A 16,432-nucleotide genomic window follows, 5' to 3' on the forward strand; every position below is an offset into this window, starting at 1 on the left:
ACTGATGCCGACAGGTGTCAGGCGAGTGAAAAGATTGTTCATGCGATCGCCGTCGTTGTCCGCGAAAGATTGTCCGATCCCACATGAATTGCGTGTTCCGCGGTTTGTGTTTTGTGTTGCTGGAAAAACAATCGCAACGAATTTGCCGAAGCGATCAAACTCGTATTGACCGCGCGAAAAGGGTGCCTCTATCTTCCGCCCATCGTCGTGACGGGCACACAAGTGTCCGACGCGGCGAAGACACTCATTGGATTCGGCAAAGATCCTGCACTGGTTTTTCGAGACGGCGTTGTTCGTTTTGAAAAGCTGCGGACAAATCATTCACCGCGACACACGGACGTGTTTGTCGGCGGATGAGTCGGAGTCAAAAAACGAGTGTCGCGTTCGCCGGGTCGAGGCAAGGATGCCTTGGCCTGATCGAACACTTACAAGCCACCGGCTCCCGGAAACCGAGCACGACGTCCTCCGCCCCCCTAGGACCCGTTCTCTCCGGGGGCCTTTTTTTATGCGCCGACGTTAGACAGATTTTAGTCCATGCTGGGGATGGAAAGACTGTAGATGGGCACTCTTGCCCGTCTGAGTATTGAATGTCGGCCAAGAGTGGCCAACCTACAGGTTTGCAACCTGCCGCTTTGAAGATGTGGGGCAGGTTTGCAACCTGCCGGTTGAGAAATGGCAGGTACGAGACGTGCGGAAAATAAGTGTCGCGAAATCCACGTAGCAATCATCGCTTCGCGTGATTCTGGCAACGGGAGAGGACACTTATTCTCCAAACCGACCACGAAGTTCACCTGGGGCTCGCGTCCCAGGCTGTATGCTGTCGTCGCATCCGCGACTGAGCTGTGACCGCTTCACGGTCATATGCAGCAACAATACTTTTCACGTTCTCAAACCTGCCCCACGCGGCTAACGAACGCTTTCAGTCGGATTCGTATGTCTGAAAGGGGTCTTCGTCATCTAGCGAATCGTCTTCAGCGTGCTCATCGGGGTCGTCTTCCGCTTCATCGTCTGTTTCATCCTCGTCCGTGGACGTGGCATCGGGATGCAGAATGAATCGGTATCCCGCGTCGCGAACGGTCAGCAAGTGGATCGGCGCGGTGCTGTCGGGCTCGATGATCTTTCTCAGGCGGGCGATGAACTGGTCGACCGAGCGGGTTTGCAGATTTCCGGAGACCTCCCAGACTTGACTCAACAGTTCCGTGCGGTTGATGACTCGGTTGGGGTTCTCCACGAAATACTTCAGCAACCGCAGTTCTTTGGGTGTCATCCGCACGCGTTTGCCGTTGACGTTGACTTCGTGATTGAGAAAGTGGACCTCGATGTTGCCGAATTGGATCTCGACGATCGGCTCGGGATGGGCAACGGTTTCGCGAACGCGAGAACGGGGGGCACCGTTGGCCGAGTGGCCAGCCAATTGCAGCAGATTTTTGACTCGGCTGAGCAGCTCATCCAGTTCGAACGGTTTATTCATGTACTGGTTGGCGCCGACATCGAATCCTCTCGCGCGATCTTCGGCCAAGGTTCTCGCCGAGAGCATCAGCACGGGCATCGTTTGTCCGGCGTCCCGGATGGTTTCACAAACCGTGTACCCACTCATTCCGGGTAGCATCAGGTCCAAAACGATCAGGTCGATATTGTCTGGTGATGCATCGATCAGCTTCAGCGCCGTGGGGCCGTCTTCGACCAGTGTGACGCGATAGTTCTCGGCTTCGAGGTTGTACTTGATTCCGACGCCGAGGTGCTTTTCGTCTTCGACAACAAGTATGTGTGGACGCATGGGAGAATGAAAATCGCGTATGCGGTGTTGCGTTGAACGAGTAAACAGAGGGAGTAAATGGTGGCAGGCATCAATCGCTGGGTGCGACGATGCCTTTGAATTTGACTTCAAACTTGGTTCCCGTCACCCCGTCGGGCTCGGTCTCACCGCGATCGATGACGGCGATCGAAGCCCCCAGGGATTTTGTGATGTTTCTGACCAAGTGTAATCCCAAACCGGTCCCCGGGGTGCTGCGTTCCAATTCGTTGCCCAAGCGAACGAATCGCCGAAACACCTTGCGTCGCTGGTTCGGCGGAATGCCGGCCCCGTTGTCCGTGATCGTCACCAACAGTTGGTCCTCGCCCTTGGATTCCACGTTGACCAGGACCAGTGGAGGAGAGCCGCCGTATTTGACGGCGTTGTCGATCAGGTTGCGGAACAGGATTTCCATTTGAACCAGTTGGCTTTGAACCCACAGGCTGGGAGCCTGAACCGAGACGGTTTCCTCGGGTAATCGATAGCGGACGCAAACGGTCGTTGCGCACTGTCGAAGCAAATCGTCCAACCGAAAGCGTTCTTGGCTCTTGGAATTCCCGCCACGGTCCACACGCGCCACATCCAGCAAGTGATTGATCAGAGAGTCAAGCCTCTCGACGTCCTCCAGCATGATGCGGTGAAAATCGTCGCGTTGCTGCTGGTCGACTTCGCGTCGAGACATCGTCTGCAAATAAAGTTTCAACGACGCGATCGGACTCTTTAGCTCGTGTGTCACCGCGTCGATGAAGTTCGACTGACGCTGGTTCAGCCGCACGGCTTTGATCGTCAGGGTCAGGTACGCGATCACGCCCGCCAAGATGCCCGCGAGCAACACAATGCCGGTCGCCAGGAACGCCCAGAACACGGTCTCGTTGCTCTTGGACTTGTCCGCAAAGAACCCGAGAAAACTGCCGACGATCCACACGACCGCCAAGACGACGACCAAAACGATCAGGACGACGCCGAGCGTCACAGGAGACTTCAGTGAACGCCTGTCCATCATTTCAAATCACTTGTGTTTCGTAATGTGAGGACATTTGATCGGAAATGTTCAACCGCGTGGCGGACTCACGAGAGCGTACCATCGGCAAGCCGGTCGTTGGAGACACACAGTAGGTGATTCCCCCCATGCCTGCCGCCGACGATCTTTGCCGATTCACTATTTTTAAGGCAATGCGCTCGTGACGTGGTCCTGGCAACCGGCAATAATGATTGAAGGTAAATCAAGTTCCCTTAGGCGGATGTTGGAGAACCTCCGGTGGGTGCAGAAACAAGAACACAGCAGTACTCGCAGCAGACGCTGCGTCAAGTTCGGTTGGATAGCAACCGCGCCATGATCCGCGCGCGGTTCTGTCCCGAACGGGCCGAAGTCATGCAACTGCGTTGCATGGACGATCGGATGGAGACGGAGACGTCCTTTGGCAATCAGTTGTGGTATTTCGAGGGCATCGGGGTGGACGAGTACAATCGTCAGCGCACCGTTTATGGTGCCATCGAATACTCGATGCAGTTCGGCCTCAACGAGTTGGTGGAGGACGGCGTGTTCGACAGCGAAGATCAACGCGATCGTTTTCGACACGTGTACGAGCGAGAGATCCGCCCGCCATCGCTACAGCAGCCCGGTCAGCGTTGGCTGGCACTAGGATTGGTCGCGGTGACGGCCATTTGGCTGACGTACCTGTTGGTGCGAACGCTGATGCATTAGCATCGAGGGATCTGCTCGCCGACATCCTCGGCAGATTCTTCAGCAACGCGAATCTCACCAACGCGATATTCACCAACGCGATATTTCTGTGCAGCCCACCATCGTCGACGTTCAGCAACTGCGAAAAACCTATCGCGGTTGGTCTTGGGGACGCCGACGGGATATTGATGCCGTCCGAGGCGTGTCGCTGCAAGCGTACGCGGGCGAAGTCTTTGGGCTGCTGGGACCCAATGGTGCTGGCAAGACCACGTTGATCAAGATGCTGTTGGGCGTGGTCAAACCCAGTGGCGGCTGGGCCCGATTGTTTGATCAGCCGATCGGCAGTTCGGCCGCCCGCATCCGCGTCGGCTACTTGCCCGAGTCCTTGCGTGTGGATCGGCATCACACCGCGCGATCAGCACTGACCTACTACGGTCGGATGAGTCGCATGAGCGAAGCCGACATCCGTCGTCGCAGCGACGAATTGTTGGACTTGGTCGGTTTGTCCGGTCGAGACCGAGAGTCCGTGCGGAGATTCAGCAAAGGAATGTACCAGCGGCTGGGACTTGCCCAAGCCTTGATGCACGATCCGGATTTGTTGGTGATGGACGAGCCCACCGATGGTTTGGATCCGGTGGGACGAAACGAAGTGCGCATGGTGCTGGAGCGACTTCGGGACGCGGGCAAGACGATCTTTTTGAACAGCCACATCCTGCAAGAGGTCGAGTTGGTGTGCAGCCGCGTGGCCGTCATGGCTCGTGGTGAGATCCGGGCGATCGGAACGCTCGATGAATTGGCGAGCCAACATGGTGGCGGTCGATTGGTGATCACGGTGGTCGATTCCGCTGAGCGCGGCGATCCCGCAGAGCGTGTCGAGACGTTGACCGCTGATGCCAAACAGATCTTGCCCGATGAGAGTGAACTGCTGATTGACTCGGCGCCCGACGGTGCCACGCGGATGACGGTCGCGATTCAACAGCAGGATTTGATCGATGCCATGGTGGATCGATTGCGGGCATCCCACTGGTCGATTCGTCGACTGGAGACCACGCGTCCGTCGTTGGAGTCCACTTTCATGCAACTGGTCGGCCAGCAAGCGGTGAGCGACGAATGAAACCTTATCTTGCCGTACTGATCGATTCGTTTCACTCGGCGATGTCATCGCGGATTCTGTGGATCGCCTTTTTCGCAATCTGGGCGTTCCTCGCCCTGCTGGCACCGATCGGGTATCAGGAAGATTACACGACGACGTTCCGCTGGATGGAGTTGCAAAACGGAACGCAGATGAAAGCCATGTTGGCGCGGGGTCTGATCGACCCATCCGAAAAGGAAAAACCGCTGGGACGTCTTGTCGCCAGCTTTCCCGACGAGCTCAAAGATCGATTACGGCAAGTCGGTGTGGATGAAATCCGAATTCGCAAAGATGTCTTGGCCGACGCCCTCAATGATGCGATCGATGACGAGGGTTGGTATGACGCGGAAGCTTGGAAATCGACGCTGCGTCTGCGTGAACTACGCGAGTTGGACGAGTTGCCCGATGCGGAGATCACGGATTCGCAACGGCGGCGGCGAGCGAGGTTGAGGATCGAAGCGGCGTTGCCTGGGATCTTTGCCGCCCGAACTCCGCGTTCGATCACGCTTTCCTATGCCGGGTTTGCGTTGCCGTCAGAATTCGCGATCGGCAAACCTCAGTTCATCACACTGGCCAACCAGTTCATTCTGCCGCTGCTGATGAATTGGCTGCTGGGGCTGGCGTTGATCTTCGTCGGCATCCTGGTCACGTCGTCGATGATCCCCGACATGTTGCAACCCGGTTCGCTGCACCTGTTGCTGAGCAAACCGATTTCGCGAACGATGTTGCTGTTGAGCAAGTTTGTCGGAGGCTGCGCGTTCGTCCTACTGTGTGTGACGCAGCTGGTCGTTGGATTGTGGTTGATCGCTGGCCTGAGACTGGACATTTGGAACGCCAGGATCCTGTGGTGCATTCCCGTGTCGGTGTTCTTGTTCTCGGTCTATTTCAGCGTCTCTCTGTTGGCGGGACTTCGCTGGCGATCGCCCATCTTGTCGATCGGCGTGACCTGCATCTTTGCTGCGGTGGTGATGATCATCGGATTCGTCGGCGGTTTCTTTGACGGCAACGTCACCGGACCCGACACGATTCAAAGTGTCGTCGTCAACGGCGACGCGGTGGTCGTCGCAACGCGTGGCGGCAGCGTCAAACGCTGGGATGATGCGAACGATCGCTGGGATGTGTTGGTGGATGGCAAGGGACGTGACGCAGATGTGATTTTGGCGCCCACCGTACTGGACAATGACCACATCGCGACAGCGCGAATTTCTGGCGGGCGATTCAACCCATTCGGCTCGGGGACATTGAATCTACTGGTGCTCAACCGAGATGACGATTGGAAACCGGAGTCCGCGTTGAGGTTGCCGATCGCAACGCGTCGCCTCTACTCGATCGACGACAAATGGATGATGGCACTCAACACCACGGGGTTGGCCGTGGTCGAGCGGCAGTCCGTCCTGGACTCAGCGGGGCTGCAGGAAAACGATCCGGGCGATCAGAAAGTCACTTCTGACGGTTCAACAACATCGTCGGAGGTGTCAGCGGAAACGCAATCGGAGAGCGTCCCCGACTTGGCGACTCGTTTGGGCAATCTGTTTCGCATGCAAGGTGGCCCGACTGATAAGTTCCGTCCGATCCTGCCGAGCACCGTCGCGCTCGCTTTGCCCGCACGTGTTGTTGTGACCGATGATCAAACGTCGCTCATCGTCTACACGCGTGGACGACTGATGCGGCTGAAACTGCCTGAGTCGATGGAGCAACGCTGCGAGGTGATCGCGGAACGAACCATCGAGGGAGACGAGTCGCTGCCGACCGTTTTGGCCGTCAGCGGCGACAGGATTCTGTTGGCGCGGGATGACGAAGCGGCGCGGGTGCTGGATGCGAACACACTCGATGAGATCCAGACGCTGTCTTGGCAAGACTCATCTGCGGTAGTGATTTCGGTGGCGGGAATGGGCGTGCGGAATCGATTTGTGTTGGTCAACAGTGACGGCCAGGCGGCGATCGCAGCGGAGGAATCGGGGACCTGGCAATGCCGTGACTTGACGATTGATGACGTGACCGCTCTGTCGTATGACGCGAAAACGGATGTCTTGGCCGTCGCGCACGATGTCGACCAAGTTGATTTGCTTGGTGCCGCAGATTTGAAACGGCGAGACCGTTTGCAGCCACAGTTACAGGACTGGCGGTTCACGGAACGCTATTTCATCACACCGCTGAGAACATTGACCCCGCAAACGGTGGAGCTGACGGGCACCGTTGGAGCGTTGATCAGCGGCAAATCGTCTTTTGCTTTGGTTCAGGAGGCGCAGGAGGAGCGGGATGTGATTCAACGCAAGATGGTCCGTCCGCTGGTCAGTTGCAGTGCGTTCATTCTGGTGATGCTGACGATTAGTTGCGTCTATTTCTCCACGCGTGACTTTTAACGATCATTCCGGTTGAAGCGTCGGGAATGGGGCCGGCGTCAACGACTCGAGGGAGTCTTCTCGACCGCTTTGACTCCAGTGACTATCTTGCTGGCGATGCACAACCACCGCACGATTCTGATCAACCTCGCGAAGTTCGCGATTCCTGTGGGGATTATCGCGTACTTGCTGTATCGGATCACACCGGAGCAATGGCAGGCGCTCACCGAGAATCCCAAGAATTATCCATTGCTGATCAGCGCCTTGCTGATCGCGGTCTGTGCGATCTCGATCTCCTTTGTCCGTTGGTGCATGCTGGTCCGCTGTCAGGGCATTGAATTCACGATGCTGGAAGCGTTTCGGCTCGGATCGATTTGTTTTTTGTTGAACTTTGTCTCCGCGGGCAGCGTCGGCGGTGACTTGTTCAAAGCGATTTTTTTGGCGCAGCGTCGACCGGGCAAGCGGATCGCGGCGGTGGCGTCGGTGCTGGTTGATCGTGGCGTCGGACTCTACGGCGTGGTCTTGCTGGCCGCCGGGGCTTTTCTGGTTTACCGGGTCGATCCGAACAGCGACGCTTATGACAACATGAATCGGATCAAGGCGGGCACAGCGGTTGTGGCGTTGACCGGGACCACGGTGCTAATGTTTCTCGTTTTCGGCGGTGCGATGGTGGACCGCTTGATTCGATGGGGCAGTCGCCTGCCGGTGGTCGGCGGTTTGGTTCTCAAGATCGGACCACCGTTGAGAATGTTTCATCATCACCCGATTGCGTTCGGTGCTTCGATCGTGATGAGTCTGATCGTGCATTCGATGTTGGTGCTGAGCATCTATTTGATTGCCCGTGCGTTGTACCCATCGGTGCCGACATTGGGAGAGCATTTCGTCATCGTGCCGATCGGAATGATCGCTTCGGCGCTGCCCATCGCACCGGCCGGTCTGGGCGTTTTTGAGGGCATGATCGAATGGCTATACCATGCGATTCCGGCGGTTCCCACCAATGCATCGGGAACGGTGGTCGCGTTGGTGTTCGAGATCGTCAAGCTCGTGTTGGCAGTCATCGGGATCGTGTTTTACTGGACCGCCGGGGCAGAGGTTCGTCAAAGCCTGGAGAAAGCGGAGCATGTCGGCGAGGGTGTCGAAACGGGCGAGTCTGATGAAGGCTGATGAAGCTGCTGATGTCCTGCAGCGTGACCACGCCCCAGAATGATTGGCTCGTGGTCTGGGACGGCTAAGAGTTAGGGTTAAACGTAGTGGATCTTGTCAAAGATCCCACCGCTTCAGGATCTTTAACAAGATCCACTACCCTCAAGTTGAGTTGTCCCAGACCACTGGTGCCAAAAACGCGAGTTGAGCTTTTGATACCAGCACGACGCGCAAGCGAGTGATTCGTTGCGTTCTGTTCACTCGCTTGCGCTTCGTGCTGGTATTTGCATCGTTTTAAATCAATGTCATTTCACGTATGCAGTACTAGGGGATCACGAACTCTTTAGGCAACTCGTATTTTCCCTCGGCTGCGTCGCGCGTCGTGATCAGGATTTCGGTTTCCGACGCGGGCTTTCCTATCGGATGAACAACCCACACGAGTGACTGCTTGGGATCTTGCGGGCCGGTAGCCGTCTTGTCGGGGTTGGCCCCCAGAACGATATCGGTCAAGACTTGGCGGAGCGCCATGTTCGTCTTTTCAAAGCCGCGGATTTGTTGGTTCTGAGTGATCCCATTCTTCTCCAAGTCGCTACCGATGATCCGTGCTTTGGGCATCGTCGAGCCTGCCGGCAGAGTTTGCCTGAACTCATCCACGACGGCCAGGATGGCAAACTCGAGCGATTCTTGGGTGAACGAAATCGACATCTTGCGGTCGAGCATTTCGTCGACGGTCAAGGGCTTTTCGGTCGTTGTTTCGACGGCAGCCAGCGAGACGCCTTCGGGAGTGTTCATTGCCAACAACGTCGCCAAGGAGACTTGAGCGGCGGCATTGGCCGGCAGGTACGTGTTGGCCACGACGGCTTGATCTGAGATTCCCGATCGAGTGTTGGCCGCGACGAATCGGACCATCAATGGCAAGCGTGCGGCCAGCAAACGCCAAGACGCATCGGGGACGGTATCAGCAACGAAGGAGTCGGCCCACGCGCCCCAGGAATCGATCTCGTTGCGGATCGTGCCGAGCAACTGACCTTGATTGACACCGCCGCTGGGCAGCATTCGCATTTCCAAATAAAGCTGATCGGGGACAGCATGAGCCGACAATGTCATGCCCGCGACATCGGGTATCAAGACACGTTTGAGCGGCTGTACCAGTGAGGGAACTGTCGACCGGAGCATCTCACGCCCGTCGGCAAAAAGGAAGTTCGGCGTGACCAGCACGACCAAATGCGATTGATCACTGGTGCTGTTCCAAAGTGTTTCCGATGTGCGGGGCAACAGGATCGGTGCACCTTGCTCAGCAGCGACTTCGCGAATTCGGTCCAGTGAACCGACGGCAAAGGAACGGACCATCGCATCGGGCGGCAAACTGCCTTTGTCGCTAGGCCCTTGATCGCTTTCGCCGAGGTAGTAGGCATCGGCTTTGGGGTCATCACCGGCATACAACGTGACACCTTCGCCGGTCATCGATGGTTCAGCCGACCACGCGCCCGCCAATGTCGACACGGGAAGGCTTTGTCTCAGTTGTACAGCGAGAGAAATTTCTGGCCATCCGCCGGTGCCGGCGTGAAAGGCCGCTGAGATACGTTCGATTTGATCGTCGGTCACCCCTGTTCGAACGACCGCACTCTCGATCAGAGCCTGCAGGTCCGGCGCGAGCGATTCGATCAGTTCTCGACCGGCATCACTGGCTTGCAATTCACTCAGGCGTGCGCTGAGGATGATCGCGGGTCCCGGTGGCAACAGAGCCAGGGGCGGAGAGGATGGCGGCTGATCACCGCCAGGCAGCGGAGGAACGAACAACAACTGATCACTATCGACGACTTGGAATCCGCCGGGGTTCTGCGCCGGCGGCTTGGGCGGAGGCGGTGGCGCAACATCACGTCGGCTGCTTGCCACCGTGGGAACGTTCTTGATGCTGGGTGGTCGATACGGTTCGGGCTTCGTCGGCGGTCGCGTACGAAGGAACAACGCCAACATCAGCATCAACACGGGCAATACCATCAGGCCGATCAAGACCGGAACACGATTGGTTCGTTTGCGTCGCCGCCGCCGTGCGGCTTCTGCCGCAGATTGACTCGGCTGGGCCTCCGCCGGCGAGTCCACGGAGGATTCGGGGATCGGGGGCGCGGCGGTTGACGTGGCCAGTGGTGCGGCCGGTTCGACCGGTGGCATGCTGGTGGGTGCCAGAACGCTGGGTGCTGGAACGCTGGGTGCTGGAACGCTGGGTGCTGGAACGCTGGGTGCCAGAACGCTGGGTGCCAGAACGCTGGGTGTGTGCGAGTCTACCGGCGGTGCGACGACTGTTGATGGCGAATCGACTGCTGGTGGTGCGACCGATGGCGCACTGGCAACGACCGCGTCACGTCTGCGTTTTTTCTTGGGTGGTTCCGGTGGCAACTCCGAGGCGGGCGATTGGGCTTTGGATACAGGTGGTGGTGTTTCGGCTGTGGTCGGTGCCGGTTCGCCAGTCGCTTGACTTCGTTTGTCGCTGATCAAAGCGTCGGCGGTGGACAGTGCATCGGCAAACTGGGTCGCGGACGCAAAACGGGAGGCTGGGTTTTTGGCCAGGGCAAAGGCGAGCACGCGCAGGACGGGATCGCCCGCTTCGCCTTGCTCGACGGCTTGGACCAATGGTTGGGGTGTGTACTGAACTTGCGCAGCGAGTTCCTCCGCCAATGTGTTGCCATGGAACGGTTTGCTGCCGGAGATCAAGGTCAGCAGGAGGCACCCCAACGAGTAGAGATCGCTTTGCGCCGTCGGTGTTGCCGCGGGGTCGGCCAATTCGGGTGCCGCGTAGCCGCCGGGCGACTCGACACAGTCGATCCAGGCGGCGGAAGCGTCTTGGTGGGGTGACAACGCCGGGCCTGAGGGGTCGCGCAGCAAGATCGCGCGTCCTGATTTGGTCAGCCACACGTGATCCAACCGCACGGCGCCGTGCGGCATGGATCGCTCGTGCAGTGCCGCCAAGGCGTGAGCCAAGTCGCGACCGATCGCGACCACTTGTTGCCGCTTGATGCGTTTGGCGGATTTCTCGACCAATGAGAGAAGGCAGCGGCCGCCGGGCAGCGGTGAAAAGATCTCCAGATTTCCCGCTTCGTCGCCAGACAATCGGATCGGCTGCAGGGATGCGGCATCGATTGCTGCGTGTGCCGCCAACCACTGTCGGCGGCTGTCCCCCAACTGATCCAGGGGCACACGGAGCAGAAACCCGTCTCGGCCGGTTTCGTCATCCGAGGCGTGCGTGGGCGACAGAATCGTTGCAACCGGCAAACTGACCGAGACATCGGACACGGGCAGCCAGTGAGAGAGCGGCTTGGTGCCTTGATCGCCACGCAGGAGAAACTTTCCCAGACGCAGGTTGGGGGCCGATTCACCCAGGATATGCGAGGCTTGAAAACCCGTGAGCACGCGGATTTGCGTTAAAAACGCTGCCAATTGCGATGCGTCGGCGGGCGGACTGCCGTGGCTTTCGCTGAACTTGGAAGCCAGCGTTTTGCAGTCGCTCACCTCAACGATGCCGGCCTGCACCAGACGCGTCCAAAATTCGCTCAGTGCGATCGACATGCAATTCCAGCGAAAAGAGCTCTTAGTGGGGAAAAATCTTACCGACTCAGTTTAACTGAAACGCAAAGATTTCACATCAGCGGTTTCGTTTACTACCCTGTGTGCAGCAATTCCACCCCGGAGAACGTGAAATCTTGAACATCGTCTATTTGACCACGGAAGCGGTCCCGTTTGCCAAAACGGGGGGGCTGGCAGATGTATGTGGCACTCTGCCTTGGAAGGTCGCCGAGCTGGGGCACCGCGCGGCCGTCATCATGCCCGCCTTTCGCAGCATTCATTCCTCGGGGATCGAAGTCGAAACGACCGACGTCAGCTTTGCCGTGCCCATGAGTGATCGCAAACTCGTCGGTGCGCGCTTGCTCAAGAGCACGCTGCCCTACGGCGATGTGCCGGTGTGGTTCATCGACCAGCCGCAGTACTTTGATCGCGACGGGTTGTACGGCGATCGATCGGGCGATTATGCCGACAACGCCGAACGCTTTACTTTTTTCTGCCGCGCCGCGTTGACCGCGATCGCGAGAATCGGCTGGGCTGTCGACGTGCTGCACTGCAATGACTGGCAAACGGGCTTGATCCCCGCGTTGATCAAGTCGGCCCCCAACGTGTTTCCGTGGGTGCGTAACGCCGCCACCGTCATGACGATTCACAACATGGCGTATCAAGGACAGTTTCCCGCGTCGGCATTTTCGTGGACCGGATTGGACTGGAGTTATTTTCGGCACGAGTCGTTCGAGTTCTACGGGAACCTCAACTTTCTCAAAGCCGGATTGGCCACTGCTGACCAAATCACCACCGTCAGCCCTCGCTACGCGCAAGAAATCCAAACGCCCCAGCATGGCTGTGGCCTCGACGGGGTGCTTGGATCGGGACATGATCACGTCACCGGAATCACCAACGGGATCGATCCGACGATCTGGGATCCGGCGAACGACTCAAAGATCGAACATCCCTACGACACCACGGATTGGCAGTCGGGAAAGACGGCCAATAAAGTGTCGATTCAACGTCGTTTTGATCTGAAGCTCAGTCGCGAAGTCCCGCTGATCGGTTTGGTCGGACGGCTTGCCGAGCAAAAGGGCTGGGACTTGATCCTGCCGGTTCTACGCTGGCATCTGGAGCAGGGGCGGCCGACGCAGTGGGTGGTCTTGGGCAGCGGAGATCCGCGTGTCGAGTTCGAGTTGAGCAGCTTGGCAAAGGAATTCGGCGATCAATTCGGCCTGCACGTGGGATTCGACGAAGCTCTGGCGCACCAGATTGAGGCGGCGAGTGATCTGTTCTTGATGCCCAGTCACTATGAGCCTTGCGGACTCAATCAGCTCTACAGTCTCCGCTATGGTGCGGTTCCCGTGGTCACCGAAACCGGCGGACTTGCCGACACCGTGGTCGATTGCAACGAAGAAACCTTGGCCGATCGGACGGCCACCGGTTTCTACTTGCACGAGGTTTCACCCGTCGGATTGGACGATGCCATCGGTCGTGCACTCCAATTGAGATACCATGACCCAAAAAAATGGGAACAAATTGTCCTGACCGGAATGAATCAGGATTGGTCTTGGCGGAAGAGTGCGTGCCAGTACGTGGAGCTTTACGACCGAGCGGTTTCCCTTAAGCAAGGACTGGGAAAAGTTTGACGCTGGCGTGTCGCGCAAAGCCGATAAAATTAGCGTTTTCGCGGTCTGAAAAGTCGGCGAAATGGGGTACGATTCGTGACCCCAAAGTGGCGTTGAGAGAACTTGCGGTCGTCCGGTCAAGTTTCAACGCGCGGTCACTCTATCACCCCAGCGCTGGCAATGCTGCGAAAATCATCCCACGGCGAGCCCCGCTCCAAACCGTCCACTGAGTGTGACGGAAAGAGGGAACCCGATACCGAGGATGATTCGCGTCAGTTGGATCAAGAGTCTCTGGATCAAGCATCTCTGGATCAAGCATCTCTGGATACAGTCAAGCTCCGGGATCTCTTGGAAACCACCAGCCTTTCTTTGCTGGAAGAAACCCGTTCGGATGACCTGCCGCACGAAGTTGCCGAAGTCGGAATGGCAGCCGTCGATCTTGCAGAAATTCAGCAGATACTGAAGCGATCCGTCAGAGAGACCGAAATCCCAAACAGGAGCGGGCAACGTAAAGGTAACGAACACAATTGGGAACAAGTCGAACAAGACGCTCACTCACGTCGAGATCTCATCACCGGTGATTGGACGATCTTTGCACCCCAACGCGATGAACGACCCAACGAGTATCGTCAACTAACTTCACGCGATCAAATCGCCGAAGCCTCTGCTGCGTTCTCGTCCAGCAATAACACACCGACACATCTTGAACATTGTCCATTCTGTGCCGGAGCTGAGCTAAAGACGCCGACGGCCGTGTGGAGTGGAAAAGTCCATGCCGATCCGTCCTCCAGCTCATCGGCTTGGCGGATCGTCAATGGCGAGCAGGATGACTGGGATGTTCGTGTTGTCCCCAACAAGTTCCCCGCCGTCATCTCATGCGACTCTGACGACACGCAGCGAAATGATTTCCAGGGTTCGAAGTGGTTTCCTATCGAGTCCGTCGCGGGCGGACATGAGGTCTTTGTCGAATCACGTGACCACGTCGAAACGCTGACGCAAGTCGATCCAGCCAGCGTCGCTTTGTTGTTGGCCGCGTATCGTGACCGCATGGATCACTATCGAATCTGCGACGGTGTGAAATACATCAGCGTGTTCAAAAACTGCGGCCCCGACGCAGGCGCTTCACTCAGCCACACCCATAGCCAACTGATCGCGACCACCGTTTTGCCCTCGCGAGTCCGCAACATGGTGCGTCGCATGCAAAACCATCGCGCATCGAGCGGTTGCTGCCTGCAGTGCGACTTGCTCAGAGCGGAAATCGCTGACTCACGCCGAGTCGTCGCCGTTCAAGATGGCTTGATCGCCTACTGTCCCTTCGCAAGCCGGCTGCCTGGCTTTGTCCGCGTGACGCAGACAAAGCACAACTCATTCTTTGAGAAACAGAGCGATCGCGAACTTACCAGCCTGGCCGAGTTGCTGGTTCAATTGATTCATGCCCTGACGGTCGTACATCCAGGTGCGGCCTACAATTACGTCATCAATACGTTTCCGCCAGCCGATCATCGTGATTCGTCTTTCCATTGGTCACTGGATCTCTTTCCACGTTTGACCAAGACCGCCGGGTTTGAATGGGGCAGCGACTGCATCATCAACCCGCTCTTGCCCGAGACAGCGGCCGGACAGTATCGACAGCAGATGCACTCCCAGGCATGATCTGCCCGACATTGCGACCCGCCAGCGGCTGATGACGCTCCATTTGCGGCGGGCAACAACGGCGTCAACGTAGCGGTCACGATGGGCCGTTCGGTTTGGATGGTTCCCTCGCACGCTTGAACGGTATCCACGGGCTGTCGCGACTGCTCAATGTCTACTCACATGCATTGGCCGATGGTGACAAACGCCCCCTGTGAATCTCAAGCCGCTTTGAAAGCGATGATGTTGCGAGGGGTTCGATCGAGGGCATCTTTGCCGTAGGTCGACAACATCGCGTCGGCGACTTCGAACCCATGTCGAAATAGCAAGCTGAACTCGCTGTGAGTGATCCGACGCAATGTGGTTTCGATCTGAGAAACCTGACGGACTTCATCGTGCGTCAGTGATGGCTTACCGTCGGAATCACTGCGTGCGTAAATCCTTTGAGTCGACAATCCCAGTCTCAGGTAGGCGCCTGTTCCAGGATTGCTTTTGAAATGCTCCATCAACATCCGTGCTCGGAGGCTTCGCACTTGATCGGTTGCGACATCCACCAAGCGCAGGGACGCCTTCAAATAACCGGGACGCCATCGTGACTGACGGGTTTCGCTGCCCAGCGGGCGAGAAGCATCGCACACGATGAGGTAGTCGGTGCCTTCTCTTAGCCCTTCACCAGGTTTGAAAAGAGACTCCACGCCTAAGTTGTCGTACACGCCACCGTCCCAAAGATGCAGGTACTGATACTTGGGCGGAATCTTGCACCACGCGTCATCGCGAAACTCACTCCACCGATGATGCTTGGACCGAATCAGCAGCGGACCGATCAATCCAGGAACCGCCGCTGACGCTGCCAATGCGTGAGACAAACGAAAGTCCGGGTCGGTGACATACTTCGTTTGATAATCCCCCATCAGGTCCTGCTGAAACCGCCAATTCTTTCCCGTTTGATAGCAAGTCGCATTGATGATCCAGCGAGGTTCCACCGGCAAGTCGGAAAGTGAGCCCGTGATCCCCCAATGGTCAACCAACGCATCCCCCAAAACTGAGGCGCGACCGGACAACAGTCGCCAGGGCCGCAAAAGCGATTTCAGCACGTAGGCACGCTGGACATTTCGCGTCGTTAGCAACGACAGACATCGGGGAACGACTTCGTGCAGATACTGATCGCTATCCGGCCAGCGAAATCCTGCGGAGGTGAAAACCAGTCCAGCCGCCAAGCTGCCGCCGGAAACGCTTGAGACAATTTTGACGTTGCCCAGCAAGTCCTGTCGTGCCAGCCGAGCTAGGACGCCCAGATGAAACACGGTCGCGCGGACTCCACCGCCGGAAAATGCGAGAGCGATCTTCATGTGTCTCTGCCTTCATGCGTCTTTGCCATGTCGGCATGAATCCGCTGTCATCCCAGATAGACGTGCCGCCAGTTGGTTTCATCAAAGAAGCCAAACTAGCGTCCTGGATGCCATCAGATCCATATCAATCCGGAGTCAACTGGCTTCGTGCTCGTGTTGCTGACTGTCAGAATGCTTCCCAGCG

Annotated in this window: 10 protein-coding genes; 6 read left to right on the forward strand and 4 right to left on the reverse strand. The window is 57.4% G+C overall.

Features of this window, described 5'->3' with window-relative positions:
• Positions 1 to 919 precede the first annotated feature (919 nt).
• Together Pla52nx_RS02665 and Pla52nx_RS02670 are read right to left on the reverse strand one after the other, a co-directional pair.
• A complete protein-coding gene (locus tag Pla52nx_RS02665) occupies positions 920 to 1,777 on the reverse strand; it encodes a response regulator transcription factor (RefSeq protein WP_146518155.1) in 858 nt (285 codons plus the stop codon).
• A gap of 70 nt (positions 1,778 to 1,847) precedes the next feature.
• On the reverse strand, positions 1,848 to 2,795 hold the full coding sequence (locus Pla52nx_RS02670; protein WP_146518156.1) for a sensor histidine kinase: 948 nt from the start codon (positions 2,793 to 2,795) through the stop codon (positions 1,848 to 1,850).
• 255 nt (positions 2,796 to 3,050) lie between these two features.
• On the opposite strand from Pla52nx_RS02670, the gene Pla52nx_RS02675 reads away from it, so the two are divergent.
• The 4 genes from Pla52nx_RS02675 (at position 3,051) to Pla52nx_RS02690 (ending at position 8,114) form a co-directional block, all read left to right on the forward strand.
• Positions 3,051 to 3,497, forward strand: coding sequence for a hypothetical protein (locus Pla52nx_RS02675; RefSeq protein ID WP_146518157.1), 447 nt, complete (start codon positions 3,051 to 3,053; stop codon positions 3,495 to 3,497).
• Positions 3,498 to 3,585: 88 nt separating this feature from the next.
• Complete coding sequence (locus Pla52nx_RS02680; RefSeq protein WP_231741665.1) at positions 3,586 to 4,590, forward strand: ABC transporter ATP-binding protein; 1,005 nt, start codon at positions 3,586 to 3,588, stop codon at positions 4,588 to 4,590.
• The gene (locus tag Pla52nx_RS02685; protein ID WP_146518159.1) at positions 4,587 to 6,971 is read left to right on the forward strand and encodes an ABC transporter permease; all 2,385 of its coding nucleotides are present in this window, start codon (positions 4,587 to 4,589) and stop codon (positions 6,969 to 6,971) included. The genes Pla52nx_RS02680 and Pla52nx_RS02685 overlap by 4 nt, the downstream gene beginning before the upstream one ends.
• A 78-nt stretch (positions 6,972 to 7,049) precedes the next feature.
• Entirely contained in the window at positions 7,050 to 8,114 is a 1,065-nt protein-coding gene (locus tag Pla52nx_RS02690; protein WP_231741666.1) for a lysylphosphatidylglycerol synthase transmembrane domain-containing protein, read from the forward strand.
• Between the two features lie 303 nt (positions 8,115 to 8,417).
• Here Pla52nx_RS02690 and Pla52nx_RS02695 read toward each other — a convergent pair whose 3' ends face one another.
• Positions 8,418 to 11,657: a serine/threonine protein kinase gene (locus Pla52nx_RS02695; RefSeq protein ID WP_146518160.1), complete on the reverse strand. Its 3,240-nt coding sequence runs from the start codon at positions 11,655 to 11,657 to the stop codon at positions 8,418 to 8,420.
• A gap of 134 nt (positions 11,658 to 11,791) precedes the next feature.
• On the opposite strand from Pla52nx_RS02695, the gene glgA reads away from it, so the two are divergent.
• Together glgA and Pla52nx_RS02705 are read left to right on the forward strand one after the other, a co-directional pair.
• Positions 11,792 to 13,288 carry a glycogen synthase GlgA gene (gene glgA / locus Pla52nx_RS02700; protein ID WP_146518161.1) on the forward strand — a complete coding sequence of 499 codons (1,497 nt, stop codon included), beginning with the start codon at positions 11,792 to 11,794 and terminating at the stop codon, positions 13,286 to 13,288.
• 159 nt (positions 13,289 to 13,447) lie between these two features.
• Positions 13,448 to 14,920 carry a galactose-1-phosphate uridylyltransferase gene (locus Pla52nx_RS02705; protein WP_146518162.1) on the forward strand — a complete coding sequence of 491 codons (1,473 nt, stop codon included), beginning with the start codon at positions 13,448 to 13,450 and terminating at the stop codon, positions 14,918 to 14,920.
• Between the two features lie 200 nt (positions 14,921 to 15,120).
• On the opposite strand, the gene Pla52nx_RS02710 is transcribed toward Pla52nx_RS02705, so the two are convergent.
• Positions 15,121 to 16,248 carry a patatin-like phospholipase family protein gene (locus Pla52nx_RS02710; protein WP_146518163.1) on the reverse strand — a complete coding sequence of 376 codons (1,128 nt, stop codon included), beginning with the start codon at positions 16,246 to 16,248 and terminating at the stop codon, positions 15,121 to 15,123.
• Positions 16,249 to 16,432: the final 184 nt, after the last annotated feature.

Source organism: Stieleria varia, from assembly GCF_038443385.1.
Classification (GTDB): Bacteria; Planctomycetota; Planctomycetia; order Pirellulales; family Pirellulaceae; genus Stieleria; species Stieleria varia.

Excerpts from the sequence above, each read along its gene's own strand:
- Pla52nx_RS02665 (WP_146518155.1), bottom strand. The coding sequence starts at position 1,777 with ATGCGTCCACACATACTTGTTGTCGAAGACGAAAAGCACCTCGGCGTC.
- Pla52nx_RS02670 (WP_146518156.1), bottom strand. The coding sequence starts at position 2,795 with ATGATGGACAGGCGTTCACTGAAGTCTCCTGTGACGCTCGGCGTCGTC.
- Pla52nx_RS02685 (WP_146518159.1), top strand. The coding sequence starts at position 4,587 with ATGAAACCTTATCTTGCCGTACTGATCGATTCGTTTCACTCGGCGATG.
- Pla52nx_RS02695 (WP_146518160.1), bottom strand. The coding sequence starts at position 11,657 with ATGTCGATCGCACTGAGCGAATTTTGGACGCGTCTGGTGCAGGCCGGC.
- Pla52nx_RS02705 (WP_146518162.1), top strand. The coding sequence starts at position 13,448 with ATGCTGCGAAAATCATCCCACGGCGAGCCCCGCTCCAAACCGTCCACT.
- Pla52nx_RS02710 (WP_146518163.1), bottom strand. The coding sequence starts at position 16,248 with ATGAAGATCGCTCTCGCATTTTCCGGCGGTGGAGTCCGCGCGACCGTG.